Below are 25,515 nucleotides of genomic sequence, written 5' to 3'. Positions count from 1 at the left end.
GCGTGGTCGACCATTCTCCGCGGGCCCTGCGTTCACCGGGGCCCATGCTGGAATTCCTGCGTGGCCGTGACGTTCTGGTGGCGGGCTGGGGTGTTTCCGGACGTTCGCTGATCGAACCGCTGCGCGATATCGGTGCGCACCCGGTGGTCACCGACGGCGGCGCGAAAGCGCTCACCGAGGCCGCCGGACTCGGACTCGAGGTCGCGCCCTGCGTGGACCTCGAGAACGCGGACCTGAGCCGGTTCGCGCTCGTCATCACCAGCCCCGGCTGGCGGCCGGACTCCCCGGTGCTGGTCTCGGCGGTGACCGAGGGCATCCCGGTCTGGGGTGACGTCGAATTCGCCTGGTGGGTGGATCAGGCCCGGATCTACGGCCCGGCCCGCAAGTGGCTGGTGATCACCGGCACCAACGGCAAGACCACCACCACCCAGATGACGCACTCGATCCTGCGCGCGGCCGGCATCGCCAGCGTCGCCTGCGGCAATATCGGGCTGCCGATCCTGGACGCGCTGCGCCGCAATCCCGGTCCGCAGGTGCTCGCGGTGGAACTGTCCTCGTTCCAGCTGCACTGGGCGCCCTCGGTGCGCCCGGAGGCCGGCGTGGTGCTGAATGTGGCCGAGGATCACCTGGATTGGCACGGCGGCCTGGACGCCTACGCCGCCGCCAAGGCCCGCGCGCTGTACGGCCGGGTCGGCGTGGTCGGCCTGGACGACGCGGTCGCGGCCGCGCTGGCCCGCAAGTCCAAGGCGCGCCGCACCGTCGGGTTCCGCATCGGCGTCCCCGCCGACGGCGAGCTCGGCGTGGTGGACGGCAAGCTGCTGGACCGCGCCTTCACCAAGGCCGCGATCCTGGCCGAAACCGGCGACATCAGCCCGCCCGGGCCGGCCGGCATCGCCGACGCGCTGGCCGCCGCCGCGCTGACCCGCGCCATCGATGTCGCGCCGCAGTTCGTGCGCGAGGGCCTGATCGAGCATAAGGTGGGTCCGCATCGCGCCGCGTTCGTGCGCGAACTCGCCGAGGTCACCTTCATCGACGACTCCAAGGCCACCAACCCGCACGCCGCGCGATCCTCGATTCTGGCGCACCCGCAAGTGGTTTGGGTCGCGGGCGGGCAGTTGAAGGGCGCGCACGTCGAGGATCTGATCGAGGAGGTCGCCGACCGGCTGGTCGGCGCGGTGCTGATCGGGTCCGACGCGCCGGTGATCGCCTCGGCGCTGGCGCGACACGCGCCCGATGTCCCGGTCATCGAGGTGTGGGCGGGAGACGATGCACTGATGGATGAGGCGGTGCGGATGGAGAAGGCCGACGCCGTCATGGCACAGGCGGTGCGCGCCGCGGCCGGGATGGCCGGCGCCGGCGACACCGTGCTGCTCGCCCCGGCGGCCGCGTCACTGGACATGTTCGCCGACTACACCCATCGCGGCCGCAGCTTCGCTGACGCCGTGAACGCGTTGGAGGACGGGGACATCGGGCGGCGGCTATGACGACGACAGCGACCAAGAGCGGGGCGGAGCGCGGCTTCAACGCGCGCTGGGCCGGTGCCTGGCTGGCCCGCCCGCTCGCGTCGTTCCACCTGGTCGTCACCATCGCGACCCTGCTCACCGTGACCGGCCTGGTCATGGTGCTGTCCGCCTCCTCGGTCGAGGCCTACGCCGACGGCGGGTCGGCGTACTCGCTGTTCATCCAGCAGGCCATGTTCGCGGTCATCGGCTGCGGGCTGTTCTACCTGGCGCTGCGGCTGCCGCTGAAACGGATGCGGCAGTGGTCGTTTCCGATGTTCGCGCTGTCGGTGCTGATGCTGGCGCTGGTGCTGATCCCGGGCATCGGCTCGGAGGTACAGGGCGCGCGGCGCTGGTTGCAGCTGGGGCCGATCTCGGTGCAGCCCTCGGAGATCGTCAAGGTGACGCTGGTGATCTGGGGCGCGCACCTGCTCGCCTCGCGCCGCGCGGAGCGGGCCGGCCTGAAAGACATTCTGGTGCCGCTGGTTCCGGCGGGCCTGCTGGTCTGCCTGCTGGTCGTGTTGCAGCCCAACCTGTCCACCACGATCGCCCTGGGCGTGGTGCTGGCCTCGCTGCTGTGGTTCGGCGGCCTGCCGGTGCGGCTGTTCATCACCATCAGCGTCTCCGGCATGATCGCCGCCGGTGTGCTCGCGCTGTCGGCCGGCTATCGCTCCGACCGCATGCGCAACTTCTTCAACCCCGAAGCCGACCCGCAGGGCATCGGTTACCAAGCGCGCCAAGCGCTCTACTCGCTGGCCGACGGCGGGATCTGGGGCCGCGGCCTCGGGCAGAGCCGCGCCAAGTGGAGCTACCTGCCGAACTCGCACAACGACTTCATCTTCGCGATCATCGGCGAGGAGCTCGGCTTCCTCGGATGCGCGCTGGTGCTCGGCCTGTTCGCGCTGTTCGTCTATACCGGCCTGCGCATCGCCACGCGCTCGGTCGACCCGTTCCTGCGGCTGCTCACCGCCACCGCCACCACCTGGATCACCGCGCAGGCGCTGATCAATATCGGCTACGTGGTCGGGCTGCTGCCGGTGACCGGCCTGCAGCTGCCGCTGGTGTCGGCCGGCGGTTCGTCGCTGGCGATCACGCTGTTCATGTTCGGCATCCTGGCCAACGCGGCCCGGCACGAACCCGAGGCGGTCGCCGCGCTGCACGCCGGCGGCGACGGGCGCTTCAGCCGGCTGCTGCGGTTGCCCAAACCCGAGGTCTACTCGCCCGCGAAGGCGTCCTCGGCCCGGGCCCGCAACGCCGCCAAAGGCCAGCAGCCGCCCCGGAAACGGCCGCCGCAGCAGCCACAGCGCGGGCGCCCGCAGCCGGGCGCGAAACGGCCGCAACAGCAACCGGGCGCCGCGCCGAGACGCGGCACCAGCTCCCTGCGCTCGACCCGGGCGTGGGAACCGAACTATCCGATGCCCCACGCGAGAGAACGAGGTAGAGACAGGTGAGCGCGCTTTCGGTAATAGTGGCCGGCGGAGGAACCGCGGGACATATCGAACCGGCGCTCGCCGTCGCCGACGCGCTGCGCCGGCTCGACGAGTCGATCCGCGTGACCGCCCTCGGCACCGAGCGCGGTCTGGAGAAGGACCTGGTGCCCGCCCGCGGGTACCCGCTCGAACTGATTCCGCCGGTGCCGTTGCCCCGCAAACTCTCCGGTGACCTGCTGCGCCTGCCCGGCCGGGTGCGCGCCTCGGTGGCCGCGACCCGCGCCGTGATCGACAAGGTGGACGCTGACGTCATCGTCGGGTTCGGCGGCTATGTCGCGCTGCCCGCCTACCTGGCCGCGCGCGGCGGCCTGCTCGGCCGCCGGCGCGCCGTGCCGGTGGTGGTGCACGAGGCCAACGCCAAGGCCGGCATCGCGAACAAGGTCGGCGCGCGCCTGGCCACCAAGGTGCTTGCCGCCGTCCCGGGTTCGGGGCTGGCCGGCGCCGAGGTCGTCGGCATTCCGGTGCGCGGCGCCATCACCAGCCTGGATCGGGCCGCGCTGCGCGCCGAGGCGCGCGCGCACTTCGGCCTGCCCGCCGCGGGGCCGGTGCTGCTGGTGTTCGGCGGCTCGCAGGGCGCGCGCACGCTGAACGAGGGCGTCTCCGGGGCGGCGCGGGAACTGACCGCCGCCGGCATCTCGGTGCTGCACGCGCACGGACCGAAGAACACGCTGACCCTGGCCGACACCAACGGTGACGCGCGCTATGTCGCGGTGCCGTACCTGTCCCGGATGGATCTGGCCTACGCCGCCGCCGACGCGGTGGTCTGCCGCTCCGGCGCGATGACCGTCGCCGAGGTGTCCGCGGTCGGGCTGCCCGCGGTCTATGTGCCGCTGCCACACGGCAACGGCGAACAGGAACTCAACGCACGGCCGGTGGTCGCGCAGGGCGGTGGCAGAATCGTCGCCGACCAGGATCTGACCCCGGACTATGTGATCAACGAGGTGATTCCGCTACTGCGCGATCCCGCGCGGCTGACCGAGATGGGCCGCGCCGCGGCGGGCGCGGGCCACCGCGACGCCGCCGACGAGGTGGCGCGCATCGTCGCGGCGATCGGGCGCGCCGCGAGCTCAGGCCCGGAGGCGGCAGCGAATGCGTAACCACATAGGGCCGCGAGCGGCGCAAATTGGACACAGCGAAAGGCGGGCACAGTGAGTAGCGAGCGCCGCAATTCGGCACTGCCGCCGGACCTGCAGCGGGTGCACATGGTCGGCATCGGCGGCGCGGGCATGTCCGGCATCGCCCGGATCCTGCTGTCCCGCGGCGGCGAGGTCTCCGGCTCGGACGCCAAGGAGAGCCGGGGCGTGCTCGCGCTGCGGGCCCGCGGCGCGCAGGTGCGCATCGGCCATGATGCCAGCGCCCTGGACCTGCTGCCCGGCGGCCCGACCGTGGTGGTCACGACCTACGCGGCCATCCCCAAGACCAATCCGGAACTGGTGGAGGCGAACCGGCGCGAGATCCCGGTGCTCCTGCGCCCGGCGGTGCTGGCCTCGCTCATGCAGGGCCATCGCACGCTGCTGGTGTCGGGCACGCACGGCAAGACCTCGACCACCTCGATGCTCATCGTCGCGTTGCAGCACTGCGGGTTCGACCCGTCCTTCGCGGTCGGCGGCGAACTCAACGAGGCGGGCACCAACGCCCACCACGGCACCGGCGACAGCTTCGTGGCCGAGGCCGACGAGAGCGACGGCTCGCTGTTGCAGTACACCCCGGATATCGCGGTGGTGACCAACATCGAGGCCGATCACCTGGATTTCTTCGGCACCCCCGAGGCCTACGCCCAGGTGTTCGACGACTTCTCGGACCGGATCGTCGAGGGCGGCCTGCTGGTGGTGTGCCTGGACGATCCCGGTTCCCGCGCACTGGCCGAGCGGGTCGGCGACAAGCTGGCCGCGCGCGGCGTGCGGGTCCTGGGTTACGGCTCCGGCGAACTGGAGGACGCGCCGATCCCGGTCGGCGTGCGCCTGCATCACTGGGAGCCCCGCGATGTCGGCGGCGTCGCCCAGTTCCAGCTGGCCGACGAGTCCGCGCCGCGCACCCTGCGCCTGTCGGTGCCGGGGCGGCACATGGCGATGAACGCGCTGGCCGCGCTGCTGGCCGCGCGCGCCTCCGGCGCCGATATCGACGAGATCGTCCAGGGTCTGGAGGGTTTCGGCGGCGTGCACCGGCGGTTCCAGTTCGTGGGCCGGGAGAACGGCGTGCGGGTCTTCGACGACTACGCCCACCATCCGACCGAGGTGCGCGCGGTGCTCGGCGCCGCCGCCGAGCTGGTGCAGCAGGAGGCCCGCGACGGCGCCCGCTCCCGGCAGGGCCGGGTCATCGTGGTCTTCCAGCCGCATCTCTACAGCCGCACCGCGACCTTCGCGACCGAGTTCGGCGCCGCGCTGAGCCTGGCCGACGAGGTGGTCGTGCTCGATGTCTTCGGCGCGCGCGAGAAGCCGCTGCCGGGGGTGAACGGCGCGCTGGTGGCCCAGGCGGTGACCAAACCGGTGCACTACCAACCCGATATCTCCCGGGTGGGCCGCCAAGCAGCCGGGCTCGCGCTGCCCGGCGACGTGGTGATCACCATGGGCGCCGGCGACGTGACGATGCTCGGCAGCCAGATTCTCGACGGTTTGCGCGCGCGTCCGCCGTACGGGCGGTGACCGCGTGGAATCCGGCCGTTCGCGGTGGCGGCAGGATCGCCGGCTCTGGTTGTTCAGTTTGCTGGGGGTCTGCGTCCTTACCGTTGTCATGGTGCTGGCCTGGTTCACGCCCGTGCTGTCGGTGCGCACCGTCCAGGTCGAAGGTTTGACCGCGGTGCCCGAAGCGGCGGTGCGCGAGCAACTCCAGATTCCGGCGGGTACCTCGATGCTGCGTATGGACACCACCGCCATGGCGCGGCGGGTGGCCGGTATCCCGAAGGTGCACACCGCGCGGGTGCAGCGCATGTACCCGTCCACCATCCGGGTGACGGTGACCGAGCGGGCGCCGGTGCTGTACTTCGACGGACCCGACGGCGCGCACCTGGTGGACGGCGACGGGATCGAATTCGCCGTCGAACCTACCCCGATCGGGGTGCCCAAACTGCTCACCGACCGCCCCGGCGGCGCCGACCCGGCGACCGCCGCGGCGGTCGCTGTCCTGCGGATTCTGCCTCCCGCCCTGGTGGCGCAGGTGGGCGAGGTTGTGGCACGGACGATTTCGGATATCTCGCTGCAACTCACCGACGGACGCACGGTAGTGTGGGGCGGGACGAACGACGCCGAACGTAAGGCGCAGGTCGTTTTGCCACTGCTGACCCGTGAGGGCACTGTGTTCGACGTTTCGAGTCCTAATCTGGTCACGGTAAAGTGAGCGACACCTATTGCGCCCAGCGGTTTTTGGAAGTCGAATCTCGACAGCTCACCAAGATCGGGTTCAGGGGGCAACCGTCCACGATAAGACGTGGTGTGCGACGAGGCGACCGGGATAAGGCAAGATTCTGGTACTCATCTCGGCGCGCCTGCGGGCGTATCGCGGCGGCTGCGAATAGCGTTCCGCAGCAGTCGGATACTTGACATAACGCCAACCCTATGGTTGAGGTTTAGGGTTTGCCCGTCCGAACACGACGGCTTTAGATCGAAGGAAGGCGAGAGCCCATGACGCCCCCGCACAACTACCTTGCTGTGATCAAGGTCGTCGGTATCGGCGGCGGCGGCGTGAATGCCGTCAACCGGATGATCGAACAGGGACTCAAGGGAGTCGAGTTCATCGCGGTCAATACCGACGCGCAAGCGCTGCTGATGAGTGACGCCGACGTCAAGCTCGACGTCGGTCGGGAACTCACCCGTGGCCTAGGCGCCGGTGCCGACCCCGAGGTAGGCCGCAAGGCCGCCGAAGACCACAAGGACGAGATCGAAGAGGTGCTCAAGGGCGCCGACATGGTCTTCGTGACCGCCGGTGAGGGCGGTGGCACCGGTACCGGTGGCGCGCCCGTGGTGGCCAGCATCGCCCGCAAGCTGGGCGCGCTGACCATCGGTGTCGTCACCCGCCCGTTCTCGTTCGAGGGCAAGCGCCGCGGCAACCAGGCCGAGGTCGGCATCAACCTGCTGCGCGAGTCCTGCGACACGCTCATCGTCATCCCGAACGACCGGCTGCTCCAGCTGGGCGACGCGGCGGTGAGCCTGATGGACGCGTTCCGTTCCGCCGACGAGGTGCTGCTCAACGGCGTCCAGGGCATCACCGATCTGATCACCACCCCGGGCCTGATCAACGTCGACTTCGCGGACGTGAAGTCGGTGATGTCCGGCGCCGGTAGCGCGCTGATGGGCATCGGTTCCGCCCGTGGCGAGGGCCGTTCGGTGAAGGCCGCCGAGTCGGCGATCAACTCGCCGCTGCTGGAAGCCTCCATGGACGGTGCGCACGGCGTGCTGCTCTCGATCGCCGGCGGTTCCGACCTCGGCCTGTTCGAGATCAACGAGGCCGCGTCGCTGGTACAGGAGGCCGCGCACATCGAGGCCAACATCATCTTCGGCACGGTGATCGACGATTCCCTCGGCGACGAGGTGCGCGTCACGGTCATCGCCGCCGGTTTCGACGGCGGCGGCCCGGCCCGGCGCAGCTACGAAACCACTCGCACGGCTATCGGTTCCGCCCGCGCGGGCGAGATCGGCGGTGCCCGCACCAGCAGCGAGCCCGCCGTCACCGCCCGTACCGAACCGCCGGTGGCGACCCCGCCCGCGGCCCCGGCGCGCGGCACGGTCCCGAGCTACGTGGAAAGCGAACGTGCCCGGTTAGCCGAGCCGACGGTCACGCACAACCAACGCACGCACATCCAGGCGCCGGACGACGATGACGACGACGTCGACGTTCCTTCCTTCATGCGGCGGTAAACCGCACCAGGCTGCACAGCGGATCATCCAAAACCTTGGGTGGTCCGCTGTTTTGCGTTGCGGGGTGAGCCGGGTCTCGGGGGGCGCGCGGCATTCGCCGTGGTCCGGGGGTGGCTACTACGCTCGGCGGTATGACTGCTGCGCCGACTCTGACTGTCCGACGGGTAACCACGACCAGGACCGGTGGCTTTTCGGCGCCTCCGTACGACACGTTCAATCTGGGTGACCACGTCGGTGACGAGCCGTCGGCGGTGCGCCGCAATCGGGAGCGGCTGGCGGAGGGTATCGGCCTCACTCCCGATCGGCTGGTCTGGATGGAGCAGATCCACGGCCGCAATGTCGAGATCGTGGACGGGCCCCGGGCCGAGGCGGTGCCGGCCACCGATGCCCTGGTCACCACCGTGCCGAATCTCGCGCTGGTCACCCTCAGCGCCGACTGCGTGCCCATCCTGCTCTCCGATGACGAGGCCGGCGTGATCGCGGCGGTGCACGCCGGGCGGATCGGCGCCCGGATCGGCATCGTGCCCAAGGTGCTCGAGGCGATGGTGTCGGTCGGCGCGCGCGTCGACCGGATCGGCGCGTTCCTCGGCCCGGCCGCCTCCGGCCGGCAGTACGAGGTGCCCGCGGCCATGCGCGCGGATGTGGAGAAGCACCTGCCCGGCAGCGCCGCGACCACCGTGCGCGGCACGCCGTCGCTGGATCTGCGCGCGGGCCTGCGCCGCCAGCTCACCGAGGCCGGGATCGGCGCGGTCGCGGTCGATCCGCGCTGCACGATCGAGGACAAGACCCTGTTCAGCCACCGCCGGGGCGCGCCGACCGGCCGCCTCGCCGGGGTGATCTGGATGCAGGCCGGCGCGTGAACACCGGGACCCGAATCGAGGCCCGCACCGCCGAACTCGCGGCGAATCTGGCCGCTCTGACGGCGCGGATCGACGCGGCGTGCCGGGCCGCCGGCCGCGCGCCGGAATCGGTGCGCTTGCTGCCGGTGACCAAGTTCTTCCCGGTCTCGGACGTGGAAATCCTCTATGAGCTGGGCCGACGCGAGTTCGGCGAGTCCCGCGAGCAGGAGGCGACGGCGAAAGTCGCCGCCCTGCCGGAGCTGCTGGGTGAGCGAGACCTCAGCGACGTGCAGTGGCACATGATCGGACGCTTGCAGCGCAACAAGGCCCGGGTGGTCGCGCGCTGGGCCCACACCGTGCACTCGGTGGACAGCGAACGACTGGCAATGGCACTTGACAAGGCCGCGGCCGACGCGCTGGCGGCGGGGGAGCGGGACACGCCGCTGCGGATACTTCTGCAGGTCAGCCTGGACGAAGACCCCGATCGCGGCGGCATCGCACCGGCCGAACTCGATGCCCTGGCCGACCGGATCGCCGCCTCGGAGGCGTTGCAGCTGGGGGGCCTGATGGCCATTCCACCGTTGCATGCCGACACCGATAGCGCCTTTGCACGACTTGCGACCTTGCACACCATGGTGGCCGCACGACACCCCGATGCGACCGAACTTTCTGCCGGAATGTCCTCGGATTTGGAGGAAGCCGTCGAACACGGTTCGACTTGCGTGCGTGTCGGTACCGCCTTGATGGGCACCCGACCGATAACCTCGGCGTAGCAAAGAAACCTCATCAGTCACATTCGACACATATGCTTGGGACGGAAGAGGGCTGAAAAACTTCAATACCCGGCCGCCACCGGGGCCGAAGGAAGGTCGACCACATGAGCGAACACGAGGTGCGGTAATGAGTACACTGCACAAGTTCAAGGCGTACTTCGGCATGGTTCCGCTCGAGGATTACGAAGACGACTACGTCGCCGACGATCTCCGGGGAACCGCCGCACCCGCCCCGCGCGGTGCGAGCGAGTCGAGGGGTGCGCGTGGTCGGGGGCCCTACTCGGGCGGCGGCTACCCCGCCGACCGGTACGCCGAGGATTCCTACGGCCCCGAGCGTTTCGAGGACGAGGCGGATTACGCCGAGCCCGCGCCTGTCTACAAGCCGTACAAGGCCGGATACCCGGTCGCCCGCCGCGACGATTACGCCGACGAGCCCTATGGCGAGGATCGGTACGAGGCGCCGCGGCGCCCCACCCGGATCGAGTCGGCCCCGTCGTCGGGCCGCCGCTTCACCGCTGGTGGCGGCGCGCCGATGATGCGCGGAGCGACCCGCGGTGCGCTCGCTGTCGATCCCGACGCCGAGGAGCGCCGGCTGGAGGAGCGAGTGCGCCCCGAACCGGCCCCCGCGCGCCGGCCCGGGATCTTCGAGGACGGAGGTCCCTTGTCCAAGATCACGACACTGCGCCCGCGCGATTACTCCGAGGCCCGCATCATCGGTGAACGGTTCCGCGAAGGTAACCCGGTCATCATGGATCTGGTCGATCTGAGCAACGCCGACGCCAAGCGCCTGGTGGATTTCGCCGCCGGACTCGCCTTCGCGCTGCGGGGCTCGTTCGACAAGGTGGCCACCAAGGTGTTCCTGCTCTCCCCGGCCGATGTCGACGTCACGGCCGAGGAGCGGCGCCGGATCGCCGAAACCGGCTTCTACACCCAGAAATAGGGTTGTGATCAGGGGGTTTCAGCAGATCCGTTGCGCCGGGGGCGGTGTGGTCATTTTGCGCGGCGCGGATTTTGCGGCAGAGTGAGGTCGTGGCCTTGTTCGCGGTGTTGTACCTCGTGCTGTTCATCTTCTGGCTGTTGTTGATCAGCCGGGTGATTGTCGAGTTCATCCGTAGCTTTGCCCGTGACTGGCGACCGACCGGTGTCGTTGTCGTCCTCCTGGAGGTGATCTTCACGATCACCGACCCGCCGGTGAAACTGCTGAGGCGTTTGATACCCACGGTGTCATTGGGAGGAATTCGACTCGATCTGTCGATTATGGTCCTGCTGTTCGCGGTCTTCATCGCGATGTCGTTCGCGGAAGCGCGCGTGTCGTGACGACCAATCGTTCGCAGGCACAGCCAACCGGTAGCTCCGGTGTGACAGAATGGGCCGAGATACCTTGCTAGATCTGCTACATCTCCAAAAGACGCGTGAAGGGATCCTTCCATGCCGCTGACTCCAGCCGATGTGCACAACGTCGCGTTCAGCAAACCGCCGATCGGGAAGCGCGGCTACAACGAGGATGAAGTCGATGCCTTCCTTGATCTTGTGGAGCAGGAACTTTCACGTCTGATCGAGGAGAACGCCGACCTGCGCCAGCGGGTTGCCGAGCTCGATGCCGAACTGGCCGATGCCAAGAAGAGCCGCCCCGCCGCGCCTGTCGCGGTGAAGGCCCCGGTGCAGCAGGCGCCCCCGCCGCCGCCGGAACCGATCAAGCCCCCGGTGCAGCAGGCCCCGCCGCCGATGCCGGTCGCGGCCCCGCCGAAGGAAGCACCCGGCGCCGATGCCAATCTGCAGGCCGCCAAGGTCCTCAGCCTCGCCCAGGAGATGGCGGACCGGCTGACCAGCGATGCCAAGGTCGAAGCCGAGAATTTGCTCTCGAACGCGCGCGCCAACTCTGAGCGCTTGGTCGGCGATGCCAGAACCCGGTCCGAGGCGATGATCGGCGATGCCCGCCAGAAGTCCGAGGCCATGCTGTCCGACGCGCAGAACCGCTCGGACAACCAGCTGCGCCAGGCCAAGGAGAAGGCCGACGCCCTGCAGGCCGACGCCGAGCGCAAGCACACCGAGATCATGGCCACCATCACCCAGCAGCGCAGTGTGCTGGAGAGCCGGATCGAGCAGCTGAAGACCTTCGAGCGCGAGTACCGCGTGCGGCTGAAGTCGTACCTGGAGTCGCAGCTCGAGGAATTGGAGAACCGTGGGTCGGCGGTTCCGGTGGACGGTGGCGAAGCCTTCGCCGATGCCGGCGCCGGGAACAGCCTCGCGCCCGCCTCGTTCGCCAAGGGCGCCAAGTAGTCCTGGCCCGGAAGTTCGAGTAGTACGGAGTTGCTGCGCGCCGTGCGCCGCATCATCGAACCGCCTGGCATGCCTAGGGGGCCACTGTGCTGGTCTTGACGCTTGTTCTCGCCGCGATCGGGTTCGCCCTACTCGTCACGGCACTGACCACCGGGTCGGTGCTGTGGGCCTGGGGCTGCATCCTCGTGTGCGTGCTCGGCGCTGTACTACTGCTGGTCAGCGCACTGTCGATGCGTAAGCCGGACGGTGAGGCGGCGCCACCACCCGGGCGGCACGCGAAACGATGAGAACCTGCGAACACCTGACACCTTCGTTGATCTAGAGCTACTTGCTTGTACCCGGGCTCAGGTCTGCGGAAACCTGGTGGACAGCACTGGTTAGAATCGAAGGACACACGGCGTCGATCCGGCCATCACCGGGGAGCCTTCGGAAGAACGGCGCCGACCCGCGCCTATTAGAACCGAACGGGTGAGCCCGTCACAGCTCGCAACGAGAGGACCGGTTCGCCGGTCAAACGGGGTGGTACCGCGGTCTCGGCGCACCGGCGCCGGCATCGTCCCCGTGCCCAACAGATACGCGCCTACCGGCGCGGTGGCACGAGGAGACGAATCCGCGATGGCGGACAGCACTGGTAAGCCTGCGTACCCGCGCGTCGATCTCGGCGCCGGCAGCGGTGGATCCTTCCCCGACCTGGAGCGCAAGGTCCTGGATGCCTGGGCCGCCGACGACAACTTCCAGGCCAGCATCGAGAACCGCGCGGGCGCGGGCGAGTTCGTCTTCTACGACGGGCCGCCGTTTGCCAACGGTCTGCCACATTACGGTCATCTGCTCACCGGATATGTGAAAGACCTCATCCCGAGGTTTCAGACGATGCGCGGGAACCGGGTCGATCGCCGATTCGGCTGGGACTGCCACGGATTGCCCGCGGAAATCGAAGCGGAAAAGCAGCTCGGTATCACGGACAAATCACAGATCGATGAGATGGGTCTGGCGGAATTCAACGCCGCCTGCAAATCCTCGGTGCTGCGGTATACCGGTGAATGGCGCGACTACGTGACGCGTCAGGCGCGCTGGGTCGACTTCGACAACGACTACAAGACCCTCGATCTCGACTTCATGGAGTCGGTGATGTGGGCGTTCAAGTCGCTCTACGACAAGGGCCTGATCTATCAGGGCTTTCGGGTGCTGCCCTACAGCTGGTACGAGCAGACCCCGCTGTCGAATCAGGAGACCCGCCTCGACGACGCCTACAAGATGCGCCAGGATCCGGCGGTCACCGTCGACATGGTGCTGGGCGTGCCGGCCGAGCACCCGCTGCACGAGCTGGACGGCGCGAACGCGCTGATCTGGACCACCACGCCGTGGACGCTGCCGTCCAACCTCGCGGTCGCGGTGCACCCCGAGGTGCGGTACGTGCATCTGCGCGCCGCCGACGGCAAGCGCTATGTGCTGGCCGCGGAGCGGGTCTCGCACTACACGCGGGAGTTCGGCGAGGAGCCCGAGGTGCTGTCCGAGCACCTGGGCGCGGCGCTGGTCGACCTGAGCTACCGGCCGCCCTTCGATTTCTTCGTGGGACACCCGAATTCGCACCGCGTGCTCGCGGCCGACTACGTCACCACCGACTCCGGCACCGGGATCGTGCACCTCGCACCGGCTTTCGGTGAGGAGGACATGGATGTCGCCACCGCCAACGGCATCGAGATCGTGCAGCCGCTGGACCCGGGCGGCAAGTTCACCTCGATGGTGCCTCCGTACGAGGGCCTGATGGTCTTCGACGCCAACCCGGTGATCATCAAGGATCTCAAGGCCGCCGGAAAGCTGTTGCGGCACGAGACGATCGAGCACTCCTACCCGCACAGCTGGCGTTCCGGCCAGCCGCTGATCTACATGGCGGTGCCGTCCTGGTTCGTCGCGGTGACCAAGTTCCGCGATCGCATGGTGGAGCTGAACAAGCAGATCACCTGGGTGCCCGAGCACATCCGCGACGGCCAGTTCGGCAAGTGGCTGGAGGGCGCGCGGGACTGGAACATCAGCCGTAATCGCTACTGGGGCAGCCCGATCCCGGCCTGGGTGTCCGACGACCCGGCCTACCCGCGCCTGGACGTGTACGGCTCGCTGGACGAGCTGGAGCGCGACTTCGGCGTGCGCCCCGACGATCTGCACCGTCCGATGATCGACGACCTGGTGCGGCCGAATCCCGATGACCCGACCGGGAAGTCGATGATGCGCCGGGTGCCCGAGGTGCTCGACTGCTGGTTCGAGTCGGGCTCCATGCCCTACGCGCAGGTGCACTACCCGTTCGAGAACAAGGAGTGGTTCGACTCGCACTTCCCGGGCGATTTCATCGTCGAGTACAACGGGCAGACCCGCGGCTGGTTCTACACCCTGCACGTGCTGTCCACCGCGCTCTTCGACAGCCCGGCGTTCAAGAACGTCGCCGCGCACGGCATCGTGCTGGGCGAGGACGGCTTGAAGATGTCCAAGTCCAAGGGCAACTACCCGGACGTGAACGAGGTTTTCAACCGGGACGGCTCCGACGCGATGCGCTGGTTCCTGATGAGCTCGCCGATCCTGCGGGGCGGCAACCTCATCGTCACCGAGCGCGGTATCCGCGAGGGGATCGGCCACGCGCTGCGCCCGCTCTGGAACGCGTGGACCTTCCTGCAGCTCTACGCCTCGGAATCCGGTGTGTGGCGCACGGATTCGCCGCACGTGCTGGACCGGTACATCCTGGCCAAGCTGGCGGCGACGCGGGACGTGATGACCCGGGCGCTGGAGACCTACGACATCGCCGGCGCCTGCGAGGAACTGCGCCAGTTCGCCGACGCGCTCACCAATTGGTATGTGCGCCGGTCGCGTTCGCGCTTCTGGTCCGAGGATCGCGATGCCGTGGACACCCTGCACACCGTGCTCGAGGTGGTCACCCGGCTGGCCGCGCCGCTGCTGCCGCTGGTCGCCGAGGTGATCTGGCGTGGGCTCACCGGCGAGCGGTCGGTGCACCTGGCCGATTGGCCCAAGGAGGGCGAGCTGCCGCAGGATCCGGATCTGGTCGCCGCGATGGACGAGGTCCGTACGGTCTGCTCGACGGTGCTGAGCCTGCGCAAGGCGCAGAACCTGCGGGTGCGCCTGCCGCTGGCCGAGGTCACCATCGCGGCCGCCGACGCCGAGCGGATGCGGCCCTACGCCGACATCATCGCCGACGAGGTGAACGTCAAGAAGGTGGATCTGACCACCGACGTCGCCGTGCACGGCCGCTTCGAGCTGGTCGTGAACGCGCGCGCCGCGGGTCCGCGCCTGGGCAAGGACGTGCAGACGGTGATCAAGGCGGTCAAGGCCGGTGACTGGTCGGAGAGCGCCGAGGGCGTCGTGACCGCCGCCGGCATCGCGCTGCTGCCGGAGGAGTACACCCAGCGCCTGGTGGCCGCCGAGCCGGAGTCGACCGTCGCGCTGCCCGGCAATGCCGGTCTGGTGGTGCTCGATTCGGTGGTGACCGAGGAGTTGGAGGCCGAGGGCTGGGCTCGCGACCTCATCCGTGACCTGCAGGAGACCCGCAAGTCGGCGGGCCTGGACGTCTCGGACCGGATCACCGTGGTGCTGGACGTGCCGGCCGAGCGACTCGGCTGGGCGCAGACGCACCGCGATCTGATCGCGGGCGAAATCCTGGCCACCGCGCTGACTTTCGGTGACGCGGGCGCCGCCGCCGCCGAGATCGTCGGCGGGGTCAAGGTCGCACTCGCCAAGGCCTGAGCAACGGCACGGCCGGGGCCGGCTCCCAGTATCGGGAGCCGGCCCCGGCTGTTTTTGCGTATCGGACTGTGATCGAGATGCAATGCTGAAAATTAGCTAGGAACTTGTCCGGCGGCGCGATCCAGCGCAGAATTCGATGTTGTCACTGGGGCGCGGGGTAATCCTGTTGTTCCTGTGATTACGGATGATGACTGTTCTACCTGGACTTCTGTGGTTGCCTTAGCTGAGGAGGCGCGCCGTGCACAAGAGACCGAAGAGACCGAGGATCAGGGCCGCTCTGGGCTTGCTGCTCGCCGCGCCCGCGGTCTGCGCGACCCTGCTGGCGCCGAGTCCGGCCGCCGCCGCTCCGGGGTCTGCCGCGCTGGGCAACACCGCGGACAGCCCCGAGATGACCTATCTGGAGCAGACCGTTCGGATGGCCGAGTTCCTCGCCACCACCGGGATGAATCTGGCCGAGACCCTCAACGAGGTCGGCAGCAGCACCGGGTCGGCCCAGTTCGAACTGCCGGTCCCCATCTCCAGCCCGCGGGCGCTGGCCGCGCTCGCGATCGCCACCTCTCAGGTCGGCAAGCCCTACCAGTGGGGCGGCAACGGCCCGCACGCCTGGGACTGCTCGGGTCTGGTGCAGTGGGCCTACCGGCAGGTCGGCATCAAACTGCCGCGCACCACCTGGGAGCAGGCCCGCGTGGGCATCCCGGTGTCGTTCATCGGTCTCGCGCCCGGCGATGTGGTCGTCCTCAACCGGGACGGCTCGCACGTGGGCATCTACGCGGGCATGGGCCAGGTCCTCAACGCCTACGACTGGGGCGTCCCCGTCGGGCTGACCCCGCTGCGCGAATTCAACATCTTCGCCATCCGCCGTTTCTTCTGAGATCGCCGGATCCCCGCGGATCGGTTAGGTTTCCACGATCGAGGCAGCGTGGGCTGCTGGTGGGAACGGATGGACGACATGGTAATTCGCGGGCTGCGGCGCTTCGGGATCGGCATCGGTGCGGCGGTACTGCTGGCCGCGACGGCGACCGGATGTAGTGGCGGCGACGAGCACGCCGGTCACGATCAGGGTGCGGCGCCGGGTGTGCTGCAAGGCTTTTCGCATCCGGAGAGCGTGCTCGTCGCCGGGGACAGCTGGTTCGTCTCCAATGTCGGTGCGGCGCAGGATCCCACGGCCGAGGACGGCGACGGCTTCCTGACCAAGCTCGACAGGGCCGGCAAGGTCACCGCGCAGAAGGCCATCCCGCGTTCGGGCGACGCGCCGCTGAACGCCCCGAAGGGCATGGCCTACAGCGACAACAAGGTCTTCGTCGCCGACATCGATCGCATCGTCGGCTACGACGTGGATTCGCTGGGGCAGGTCTTCGAGGCGAAGGTGGAGGGCGAGGCGCCGACGCTGCTCAACGACATCGCCGTGCTGGACGCCAAGACCCTGCTGGTCACCGACTCGCTGCGCGGCTCGGTCTACAAACTCGACCTGGAATCCAAGCGGTTCGCCACGCTGAGCACCGCGGTGCCCGGCGCGAACGGCATCGTCGCCGACAGTTCCGGCAAGACCGCCTATGTCGCCGGTATCGGCGCCGATTTCCAGGGCGGTGACCTGTTCGTCCTCGATCTGACCCGGGCGCCGGCCCAGCCCAAGAAGGTCGGCGCCGTGCACGGCCTGCTCGACGGGCTGGCCCTGCTGCCGGACGGCAATCTCGCGGTGTCGGATTGGGTCGGCCTGGCCACCCCGGCGCCCGGCACCATCAAGATCTACCGTCCGGACGGCACCGAGGCAGGTGCGGTGAAGTTCCCGGAGAACCTGATCGGCCCCGCCGATTTCACCGTCGACGGCAGCGGGAAGAACCTGCTCGTGCCCGCGATGGTCGACAACAAGGTCGCCGTCGTCGCGCTCGGCTAGCGCTGCTCGGTGACCAGCCCGCGCAGCAGCGGGCCGTAGTCGGGATGGGCCAGGGCCGAGGCGAATTGGGCCACGAGGTAGTCGGCGGGGTTGCCGGTGTCGTACCAGCGGCCCTGGATCACCTGGCCGTACACCGGGTGTTCGGCGGCGAAGATGTTGATCGCGTCGGTGAGGTAGACCTCGCCGCTGCGATGGTCGTACCAGGCGTCGGACTGGCGTTGCAGTTCCTCGATGATGCCGGGGGTCACGACGTAGCCGCCGATCGCGGCGAAGTTGGAGGGCGCGTCCACCGGCTTGGGCTTCTCCCGCAGCCCGGTGATCCGCATCAGGCCGTTGCCCTGATCGTCGGCGACCACGGGCACCCCGTAGCGGTGTGATTCGGACGGGTCCATCGGCATCAGCGCCAGCACCGGCGCGCCGGTGGCCTCGTAGGCGTCGACCAGCTGCTGCGCGCGCGGCACCTCGGCGACGAACACGTCGTCGGGCCACAGCACCAGCATCGGCTCGTCGCCGGCGTTGCGGGCCGCGTTCAGCACGGGTGTCCCGTTGCCGTAGGGGCCGTGCTGGTCGAGGTAGGTGATGTGGCCGAGCCGCGACAGTTCGCCCACCTCCGCGACGGCGTCGGCGTAGGCGTCCTTGCCGTCCGAGCGCAGCTGCGCGACCAGGGCCGGGTTCGGGCGGAAGTGGTCCTGGATCAACGACTTCCCGCCACTGACGACGATGGTGATGTCGGTGATGCCGGACGCGACGAGTTCGCGCACGGTGTGCTCGATGACCGGCTTGTCACCGACCGGCAGCATCTCTTTGGGGATGGCCTTGGTGAGGGGGAGTAACCGGGAGCCGATACCAGCGGCCGGGATGACGGCCTTGCGGATCTTCATCCTCCGATCATCACATACCGGCTCGGGCGCCAAGTCCGATCGGGGCAGGTCAAGACGGGTGGACCGGGCCGCGGGGGCGGTAGCTACCGTGCAGTCAACGCGCCTGCCGCGCCTCGTCGAACGTGTCGGTGGCGGGGCGTAAATTCCTGGCCGTGAGGACCATGAACCAGCGGCAGTCGCGGTGAACGCGCGCCCGCCGTACCCACCGGAGGACGCCTCGCGCGCCGCCCGGCGCTGGGTCCTGCACATCGACATGGATGCCTTCTTCGCATCCGTCGAGCAATTGACCCGCCCGACCCTGCGTGGCCGGCCGGTCCTGGTCGGCGGCACCGGCGGGCGCGGTGTGGTCGCCGGCGCGAGTTATGAGGCCCGGGTCTACGGAGCGCGCTCGGCGATGCCGATGCATCAGGCCCGGCGGCTGGTCGGGGTGGCCGCGGTCGTCGTGCCCCCGCGCGGTGCCGTCTACGGGGAGGTCAGCGGCCGCGTGTTCGAGGCGCTGCGCGGCCTGATCCCGGTCCTGGAGACGCTCTCGTTCGACGAGGCCTTCGGCGAGCCCGCGGAATTGGCGGGCGCCACGGTCGCGCGGGTGCACGAATTCGCTACCGAACTGCGGGCCGCGGTGCACGCGCGCACCGGTCTGGTGGCCTCGGTCGGCGCGGGCACAGGCAAACAGCTGGCGAAGATCGCTTCCGGGCTGGCGAAACCGGATGGCATCCGGGTGATTTCGCCCGCCGAGCAGCAGCGGCTGCTGGCCACGCTGCCGGTGCGCAAGCTGTGGGGGATCGGCCCGGTTGCCGAAAGCCGGCTGCGCTCGCTGGGTATCGAGACCGTCGGCGCGTTCGCCGCGCTGCCCGAGGCCGAGGCCGCCTCGATCCTCGGCGGCAGTGTGGGCGCGGCGCTGCACCGGCTGGCCCGCGGCGTCGACGATCGCCCGGTCGCCGAGCGCGCCGAGGCCAAACAGATCAGCGCCGAGAACACCTACGAGACCAACATCGTCACCCTCGCTCAGCTGCGGCCGGCCATCGAGGTGATGGCCGCCTCCGCGCACCGCCGGCTGGAAAAGGACGGCCGGGCCGCGCGCACCGTGGTGCTGAAATTGAAGCGATCCGATATGAGCGTGGTGACGCGCTCGTTCACCCTGCCCTACGCCACCACCGATCTGGCGACGCTCACCACGGCCGCGCAGCGCTCCGCGATCGACCCGGTCGAGCTGGGCCCGATCCGGTTGGTGGGCGTGGGTTTCGGCGGCCTGTCCACGGTGCGCCAGGAGTCGCTGTTCCCCGAGCTGGATCAGGAACCGGTCGAGGACGCCACCGCCGAGTGGCCGCCCGATACACCCGTCCCGGCCGCCGAAAACGCTCCGCCGGAGCCCCGAGCAACCCTGTGGTATCCCGGAATGGATGTCACGCACCCGGAATTCGGGCACGGCTGGGTGCAGGGCGCCGGATTAGGAGTGGTCACAATCCGTTTCGAGACGAGTTCGACAGGGCCGGGTGCGGCGCGTACGTTCAGCGCCGACGACATCGGTCTGTCCCGTGCCGATCCGCTCGACAGCCTGCACTAATCTGAAGCACCGTGCAGTGCCGCCGATCCGGTGGAAGCTGCTGCGGGAAACCACGGAACCTACTCGAACGCAAAGGACGAGCAGTTGAAGCTTCGTAAGACTGGACGGATCGCGATCGCGGGCTTGGCCTTGGCCGCCGCACTGAGCATGACCGCCTGCGGTAGCGATGACAAGAAGGACACTTCGACGCCGAAGAGTTCCACGACCAGTGCCCAGGCGGCGACCAGCGCGGCGAACGTGCCGCCGATCCCGACCGTGGCGGAGCTGAACGCTGAGCTGCAGAAGGCCCTCGACCCGAACGTGCCCAACGCCGAGAAGCTGGAGATGGTCCAGGGCGCCGAGGCCGATCCGGAGCTGCCGAGCCGCCTGTCCCAGGCCGTCCAGCAGGCCGGCGCGAAGGCCGAGGTCACCGAGGTGACGGCGTTCGGCGACACCATCAACGCCAAGGCCAAGATCACCATCAACGGCCAGGAGAACATCGCCGACGTGCCGTTCGTCGCCGAGGGCGGCAAGTGGAAGGTGCAGAAGTCCTGGGCCTGCTCGATGCTGCAGCTGGCCAGCATCCAGTCGGTGGCCTGCACGGCCTGATCGACCTGGTCGCGGCCGGTGCTCGACACCGGCCGCGCACCGTCGGCGGGCCGCTGAAATCCTGCGGCAGTACCATTTTGGGCAGCCACCGCTACTATCAGGCTCCGTGGCTGACACTATGGTGTGGGCGGGGCAGTCCGTCGACGAGTCCGAGTCCGCGAGATCGCCGAAGTACCGGGGGTGGGCTCGTCCCGTCGCGTTGATCGCGGCCCTGATCGGCGTGGTGTGCGCGCTCGCGATTCCCTTTCTGCCGGTGCGGATGGACGCCGCCACCCTGTCGTGGCCGCAAGCTGGGTCGAGCGCCGGTATTCAAGCGCCGCTGACCGCTTACGCGCCGATCGGCTTGTCGGCCCGGATCCCGTGTACCGCGGTGACCGCGCTCGCCGACACCGGCGGGGTCGTCATGTCGACCATTCCGCGCCAATCGCCGGACATGGAGCGCTACGGGTTCGTCGTGAAAGTCGTGCCCGACGCCGCCGAGCGAGCCGGCCGGGTCGATGTCGTCTCGCGGAACACGCTGCTGTGGTCGGCGCCGCTGGAGACGGTGCGCGGGCAGAACTGTTCGGTCGCGGTCGATCTCGGCGCGGGGACGAACGCGGTGACGGTGAACGGCGCCGGGCCGGTCAGCTCCGGCGACCTCGCGGGCCGGGATCTGCGTCCCCAGGTGGTCGGCGTCTTCAGCGACGTAAAGGGCGCGCCGCCGGCGGGTTTGGGCGTGGACATCACGGTCGACTCGCGCTTCTCCACCTCCCCGACGGCGCTCAAGCTCGCCGTCATCGCGCTGTGCGCGCTCGCGACGCTGGTCGCGCTGGTGGCCCTGCACCGTCTCGACGGACTGGACGGCCGCCGTACCCGCCGGTTCCTGCCGACCCGGTGGTGGCAGTTGCGGCCGGTCGACTGGGTCGTGTTCGCCACGTTGCTGCTGTGGCATTTCATCGGCGCCAACACCTCCGACGACGGCTACATCCTCGGCATGGCGCGGGGCGCGCAGAGCTCGGGCTACATGTCGAACTACTACCGGTGGTTCTCCGTCGACGAGGGACCGTTCTACACGCCCTACACCGATGTGATCAGCTGGCTGGCCCAGGTGTCCACGGTCAGCCCGTGGGTGCGGCTGCCGACCCTGGCCGCCGCGGTCATCTGCTGGTGGGTGATCAGCCGCGAGGTGCTGCCGCGCCTGGGAGTCGCGTTGCGGCACAACCGGATCGCGGTGTGGACCGGCGCGCTGATGTTCCTGGCGTTCTGGCTGCCCTACAACAACGGCCTGCGCGCCGAGTTCGTGGTCGCCACCGGCGTCCTGCTGACCTGGGTGTCGGTGGAACGGGCGCTGGCCACCCACCGGCTGCTGCCGGCCGCGCTCGCCATCATCATCGCGGCGTTCACCTTGACGGCCGCGCCGTCCGGGCTGATCTGTCTCGGCGCGCTGGCGGCGGGCGCGCGTGGACTGGTGCGGATCGTGGAGCGGCGGGCGAAGACGGTCGGCTACCTGCCGTTGCTGCTGCCGCTGTGCGCGGCCGGCCTGCTGGTGCTGACCGTGGTGTTCGCCGACCGGACCCTGGCCGCGGTCCAGGAGATGCTGCGGGTGCACGGCCTGATCAAGCCGGGCGAATCCTGGTTCTTCGAATACCTGCGCTACCAGTATCTGATCACGCCCAGCGGAGACGGCTGGCTGACCCGCCGCTTCGGCATGTTCATGCTGATCCTCGGCCTGGTCGTGTGTGTGGTGAGCATGCTGCGGCGCGGCGGGCACCTGCCCGGGACCGCCGTCGGGCCGACCCGCCGCCTGGTCGGGATCACCTTCGCCGCCATGGTTTTGATGATGTTCTCGCCGACCAAGTGGAATCACCAGTTCGGTGTTTTCGCGGGCCTGGCGGCCTGTGTGGCCGCGCTGACCGCGGTGGCGGTCGGCCCGCGGGTGCTGCGGGCGGTCCGCAACCGCGCGCTGTTCGCGGCGGCGGTGAGCTTCACCCTCGCCATCACCTTCGTGGCGGCCAACGGGTACTGGTATGTCTCGTCCTGGGGTGTCCCGTGGTGGGACAAGGCGCCGGAGATCGCGGGCAAGGGTTTCTCGACGGTGGCGGCCGGGCTCGCCGTGCTGCTGCTCGCGGTGGCGGGCTGGTGGCACGTGCGCCCGCACACCACGCTGCGCCCGTGGGCCCGGCGGGTCACCGAGGCGCCGGTGCTGGCGCTGGTCGCCGCGTTCATGGTGCTGTTCGAGGTGGGCTCGATGGCCAAAGCCGTGGTGGCGCAATACCCGGCCTACTCCATCGGCAAGTCCAACGCGGCCGCCGCGTTCGCGGGCGGCTGCGGTCTCGCCGATGACGTACTGGTGGAGACGAATCCGACCGCCTCCATGCTCGCGCCCCTCAGCGGGGACGCCGCGGCCGCACTCGCCGGCACCGAGGCCACCGGCTTCAGCGCGACCGGCGTCGCGCCGGTGCTCGTCTCCGACGAGACCGAATCCGAGACCGGCCGCGCGAATACGGTGTCCAGCGACCCCGAAGACCTGCAGGACGCCGCGAAAGCCGCGGAGTCGGGATCGGATACCGCCAGCGGCACCACCGTGACACTGCCCTTCGGGTTCGACCCGGCCACCACCCCGGTGCTCGGCAGCTACCGCGAGGCCGCGCAGACCCCGGCCGCCTTGACGACCGGCTGGTTCCGGCTGCCCGGCGCGGTCGGTGGCAGTCGCGGTGACATCATCGCCGTCGCGGTGGCCGGCCGCATCCGCTCGATCGACGCCGACGGTGTCGAACATCCCGGGCAGCAGGTCGAACTCGAATACGGCACAACACGTTCCGACGGCGGCGTCACCGCGGGCGGGCGAATCCTGCCGATCGACATCGGACCGGCGCCGCTGTGGCGCAACCTGCGGGTCCCGCTCGATCAGCTGCCCGCCGACGCCGATGTGGTCCGGCTGGTCGCCCAGGACAAGGATCTCGGCAAGGACCAGTGGCTGGCCCTGACCCCGCCCCGGGTGCCGCAGACGAAAACCCTGAACGCGCTGCTCGGTTCGCGGACACCGGTGCTGCTGGACTGGGCCGTCGGCATGAACTTCCCCTGCCAGAACCACCTGCCCACCCGGGTCGGGGTGTCCGATCTCCCCGAGTACCGGATCCTGCCGGATCGCCCCGGCGCGTCCATCACCAACATGTGGCAGGACCACGTGGGCGGCGGGCCGCTGGGCTGGACCCAGCTGCTGTTCACCGCCCGCACCCTGCCGACCTACCTGAACCACGACTGGGACCGCCCCGGGGACTGGGGTTCGCTCGAGCAGTACATTCCGCTCGATCCCACCGCCACCCGGGCCCGGGTCACGGTGGATCAGGTCGATCGCTGGGGCACCTGGACGCCGGGACACATCAACGTGTCCTGGTAGTCCGGGGTTTCACCCGCCGGGGGTGCAGGCGGCGATGGCGTCGTCGAGGGTGGCGATGTACCAGGATTCCGCCGCCCCGGCGTCGTCGCGCAGGGCGCGCAGCGCCGGCCGGAACTCGGGGGAGCCGAGCACGGTGGCGGCTTCGAGCGCGAGGGTGCTCGGTTCGTGGGCCAGCATGGTGTGCAGCGCGGCCACGGCGCGGTCGTCGCCGCGGCGGGCCAGTCCCATGGCGGCCTCGGCGGCGGTCTCCGGATCGTGGTCGTCCAGGCGGGCGGCGAGTGCGTCCCGCACCGCCGGAGTGTCGATCTCGAGCTGGGTGCCGAGGCCGAACACCGCCCAATCCCGCACCATGTCTTCGGGATCGGTGCTCAGCAGCACCAGCGCGTCGACCGCCTCGGGCGCGGGTGGGTCCCCGGCGATCGTGGCCAGCGCGACGGCGGCGGAGAAGCGGATGCCGCGCTCGGGCGAGGTGATGTGCGGCAGCACCGCGGGCAGGCCGCGCGGATCGTAGTGATGCCCGAATCCGCCGATCGCCGAGGCGACCACCCGCGGGTCCGGGTCCTGGGCCGCGGCCGCGAACAGCGGCAGCGCTTCCTCCAGGAAGGGTTTCTCGTGTGCGTAGCCGTACTGGCTCAGGATGTCGACGGCGAGTAGTCGGGTCGTCGAATCGGTGGAATCCAGCAGCGCCGCAACGGCATCGAAGGTGTCTCGGTCGGTCCGGTGCTGTAGCTCGGTGACGGTGCGCCACCACCGGTCGTCCTCCGGATCCCCGACCACGAGCGCGCGTTCCAGCAACTCCGCGGAGCCCACGCCCGCGAGGTCGTTACCGGCCTTGTCGTTCATAGCCTTCGCATCCGTATCATGCGCAGCATTCTCCCCGCGTGACCCCCGTCACCAGCCTCAACTCCACCACGGCGGCGTGTTGCCGAGCGGCTCGAACGCCGCGGTGCGCCAGCCGGATCAGTCGCGCGCGGCGCGGTTGCCCTGCGGCGCAACGGTTTCGCGCAAGACCGCGTCGACCGCGAGGTAGAGGGACTCGGTTTCGGTCCGGAGGATGGTCTCCTCGGCCGGCAGCGCGCGGTCGAGCGCGAGCCCGTTGAGCACGGTCGAGAGAAATCGGGTGCAGCGCGCGACGTCGTCGGCGGGCAGGGCGCCCTCCTCGGCGAGGACGGTCAGCCAGTATTCGAGACGCCGCTGACCTTCCGCGCTCATAGCGAGGTAGTTCTCGCGCGCGTGCTCGTCGGGTTCGCGCGCGATGAAGGCCTCGAACACGGTGCGCCACGCTTGGCGGGACGGTGCGCCGACGCCGGGGGCCAGCGTCAGGCGCAGGCACTGGACCAGCCGGTCGCGGGCCGGTACCGAGCGATCGTGGATGACCTGATCGTCGGAGGTCACGACCGCGTAGATCGTTTCCAGCACGGTCGCGCGCAGCGCGCGCTGGGTCGGGAAGTGGTGGCGCAGTGAGCCCATGCTCACCCCCGCCCGGGCGGCCACCGCGCGGACGCTCAGTCGCGCGCCGGCGTCCTCGCCGAGCATTTCGCACGCGGCCACGATGACCTTCGCGCGGGAGTCGAGCGGCGCCTTGTCGGTTGCTGACATCGCGGTCACCTCACTCGGTCGTCGGATCGTGGCGGTCGCCGATGGCGATTGTAGAGGCTGCGGCCGCAGGGTCATGGCCGACTAGCACACTGTGCTACTTTGGGAACGAATCGACTAGCACAGTGTGCTAGT

Annotated in this window: 21 protein-coding genes; 18 read left to right on the top strand and 3 right to left on the bottom strand. The window is 69.4% G+C overall.

All coding sequences use genetic code 11. The features are described from left to right. The first annotated feature begins 44 nt into the window (after nt 1–44). The 15 genes from murD to AB0H76_RS28435 all read left to right on the top strand — a co-directional run bounded on the left by murD (nt 45) and on the right by AB0H76_RS28435 (nt 17,372). Nucleotides 45–1,484, top strand: a complete 1,440-nt coding sequence (gene murD, locus AB0H76_RS28505; RefSeq protein WP_357330906.1) for a UDP-N-acetylmuramoyl-L-alanine--D-glutamate ligase — start codon at nt 45–47, stop codon at nt 1,482–1,484. After that, the gene (ftsW, locus tag AB0H76_RS28500; RefSeq protein WP_357330074.1) at nt 1,481–2,950 is read left to right on the top strand and encodes a putative lipid II flippase FtsW; all 1,470 of its coding nucleotides are present in this window, start codon (nt 1,481–1,483) and stop codon (nt 2,948–2,950) included. Before murD ends, ftsW begins: the two co-directional genes overlap by 4 nt. Further along, the gene (murG, locus tag AB0H76_RS28495) at nt 2,947–4,086 is read left to right on the top strand and encodes an undecaprenyldiphospho-muramoylpentapeptide beta-N-acetylglucosaminyltransferase (protein WP_357330072.1); all 1,140 of its coding nucleotides are present in this window, start codon (nt 2,947–2,949) and stop codon (nt 4,084–4,086) included. The genes ftsW and murG overlap by 4 nt, the downstream gene beginning before the upstream one ends. A gap of 105 nt (nt 4,087–4,191) precedes the next feature. After that, nucleotides 4,192–5,631, top strand: coding sequence for a UDP-N-acetylmuramate--L-alanine ligase (murC, locus tag AB0H76_RS28490; protein WP_357330905.1), 1,440 nt, complete (start codon nt 4,192–4,194; stop codon nt 5,629–5,631). A gap of 4 nt (nt 5,632–5,635) precedes the next feature. Beyond that, entirely contained in the window at nt 5,636–6,322 is a 687-nt protein-coding gene (locus tag AB0H76_RS28485) for an FtsQ-type POTRA domain-containing protein (RefSeq protein ID WP_357330070.1), read from the top strand. 284 nt (nt 6,323–6,606) lie between these two features. Then, nucleotides 6,607–7,839, top strand: coding sequence for a cell division protein FtsZ (ftsZ, locus tag AB0H76_RS28480; RefSeq protein WP_357330068.1), 1,233 nt, complete (start codon nt 6,607–6,609; stop codon nt 7,837–7,839). Between the two features lie 131 nt (nt 7,840–7,970). Then, a complete protein-coding gene (pgeF, locus tag AB0H76_RS28475) occupies nt 7,971–8,699 on the top strand; it encodes a peptidoglycan editing factor PgeF (RefSeq protein ID WP_357330066.1) in 729 nt (242 codons plus the stop codon). Nucleotides 8,700–8,713: 14 nt separating this feature from the next. Continuing rightward, on the top strand, nt 8,714–9,451 hold the full coding sequence (locus AB0H76_RS28470) for a YggS family pyridoxal phosphate-dependent enzyme (protein WP_357330904.1): 738 nt from the start codon (nt 8,714–8,716) through the stop codon (nt 9,449–9,451). Between the two features lie 127 nt (nt 9,452–9,578). Beyond that, a complete protein-coding gene (locus AB0H76_RS28465; RefSeq protein WP_357330064.1) occupies nt 9,579–10,391 on the top strand; it encodes a cell division protein SepF in 813 nt (270 codons plus the stop codon). Between the two features lie 89 nt (nt 10,392–10,480). Further along, on the top strand, nt 10,481–10,768 hold the full coding sequence (locus tag AB0H76_RS28460; RefSeq protein ID WP_209896955.1) for a YggT family protein: 288 nt from the start codon (nt 10,481–10,483) through the stop codon (nt 10,766–10,768). 111 nt (nt 10,769–10,879) lie between these two features. After that, a complete protein-coding gene (locus AB0H76_RS28455) occupies nt 10,880–11,731 on the top strand; it encodes a DivIVA domain-containing protein (protein ID WP_357330062.1) in 852 nt (283 codons plus the stop codon). Between the two features lie 86 nt (nt 11,732–11,817). After that, a complete protein-coding gene (locus tag AB0H76_RS28450; protein WP_357330060.1) occupies nt 11,818–12,018 on the top strand; it encodes a hypothetical protein in 201 nt (66 codons plus the stop codon). Nucleotides 12,019–12,346: 328 nt separating this feature from the next. Continuing rightward, complete coding sequence (gene ileS, locus AB0H76_RS28445) at nt 12,347–15,478, top strand: isoleucine--tRNA ligase (protein ID WP_357330058.1); 3,132 nt, start codon at nt 12,347–12,349, stop codon at nt 15,476–15,478. 415 nt (nt 15,479–15,893) lie between these two features. Next, nucleotides 15,894–16,349 carry an NlpC/P60 family protein gene (locus AB0H76_RS28440; protein WP_357330903.1) on the top strand — a complete coding sequence of 152 codons (456 nt, stop codon included), beginning with the start codon at nt 15,894–15,896 and terminating at the stop codon, nt 16,347–16,349. Nucleotides 16,350–16,418: 69 nt separating this feature from the next. Then, nucleotides 16,419–17,372 carry a hypothetical protein gene (locus AB0H76_RS28435; RefSeq protein ID WP_357330056.1) on the top strand — a complete coding sequence of 318 codons (954 nt, stop codon included), beginning with the start codon at nt 16,419–16,421 and terminating at the stop codon, nt 17,370–17,372. Here AB0H76_RS28435 and AB0H76_RS28430 read toward each other — a convergent pair. Beyond that, nucleotides 17,369–18,253, bottom strand: coding sequence for a UTP--glucose-1-phosphate uridylyltransferase (locus AB0H76_RS28430; RefSeq protein ID WP_357330054.1), 885 nt, complete (start codon nt 18,251–18,253; stop codon nt 17,369–17,371). The genes AB0H76_RS28435 and AB0H76_RS28430 overlap by 4 nt on opposite strands. A gap of 181 nt (nt 18,254–18,434) precedes the next feature. Between AB0H76_RS28430 and AB0H76_RS28425 the strand changes: the two genes are divergently transcribed. The 3 genes from AB0H76_RS28425 to AB0H76_RS28415 all read left to right on the top strand — a co-directional run bounded on the left by AB0H76_RS28425 (nt 18,435) and on the right by AB0H76_RS28415 (nt 23,784). Further along, on the top strand, nt 18,435–19,817 hold the full coding sequence (locus AB0H76_RS28425) for a DNA polymerase IV (RefSeq protein ID WP_357330052.1): 1,383 nt from the start codon (nt 18,435–18,437) through the stop codon (nt 19,815–19,817). 84 nt (nt 19,818–19,901) lie between these two features. Next, complete coding sequence (locus AB0H76_RS28420; protein ID WP_357330050.1) at nt 19,902–20,405, top strand: hypothetical protein; 504 nt, start codon at nt 19,902–19,904, stop codon at nt 20,403–20,405. A gap of 106 nt (nt 20,406–20,511) precedes the next feature. Next, on the top strand, nt 20,512–23,784 hold the full coding sequence (locus AB0H76_RS28415) for an arabinosyltransferase domain-containing protein (protein WP_357330048.1): 3,273 nt from the start codon (nt 20,512–20,514) through the stop codon (nt 23,782–23,784). 9 nt (nt 23,785–23,793) lie between these two features. Here the strand turns inward: AB0H76_RS28415 and AB0H76_RS28410 are convergent, their stop codons facing one another. Together AB0H76_RS28410 and AB0H76_RS28405 are read right to left on the bottom strand one after the other, a co-directional pair. Beyond that, entirely contained in the window at nt 23,794–24,627 is an 834-nt protein-coding gene (locus AB0H76_RS28410; RefSeq protein ID WP_357330046.1) for a HEAT repeat domain-containing protein, read from the bottom strand. A gap of 117 nt (nt 24,628–24,744) precedes the next feature. Continuing rightward, nucleotides 24,745–25,383 carry a helix-turn-helix domain-containing protein gene (locus tag AB0H76_RS28405; RefSeq protein WP_357330044.1) on the bottom strand — a complete coding sequence of 213 codons (639 nt, stop codon included), beginning with the start codon at nt 25,381–25,383 and terminating at the stop codon, nt 24,745–24,747. Between the last annotated feature and the right edge of the window lie 132 nt (nt 25,384–25,515).

This window comes from Nocardia sp. NPDC050712 (assembly GCF_040654295.1).
Lineage (GTDB): Bacteria > Actinomycetota > Actinomycetes > Mycobacteriales > Mycobacteriaceae > Nocardia.
The sequence above is the reverse complement of the archived record's forward strand: the minus strand, read 5'-3'. Positions and strand labels throughout refer to the sequence as shown.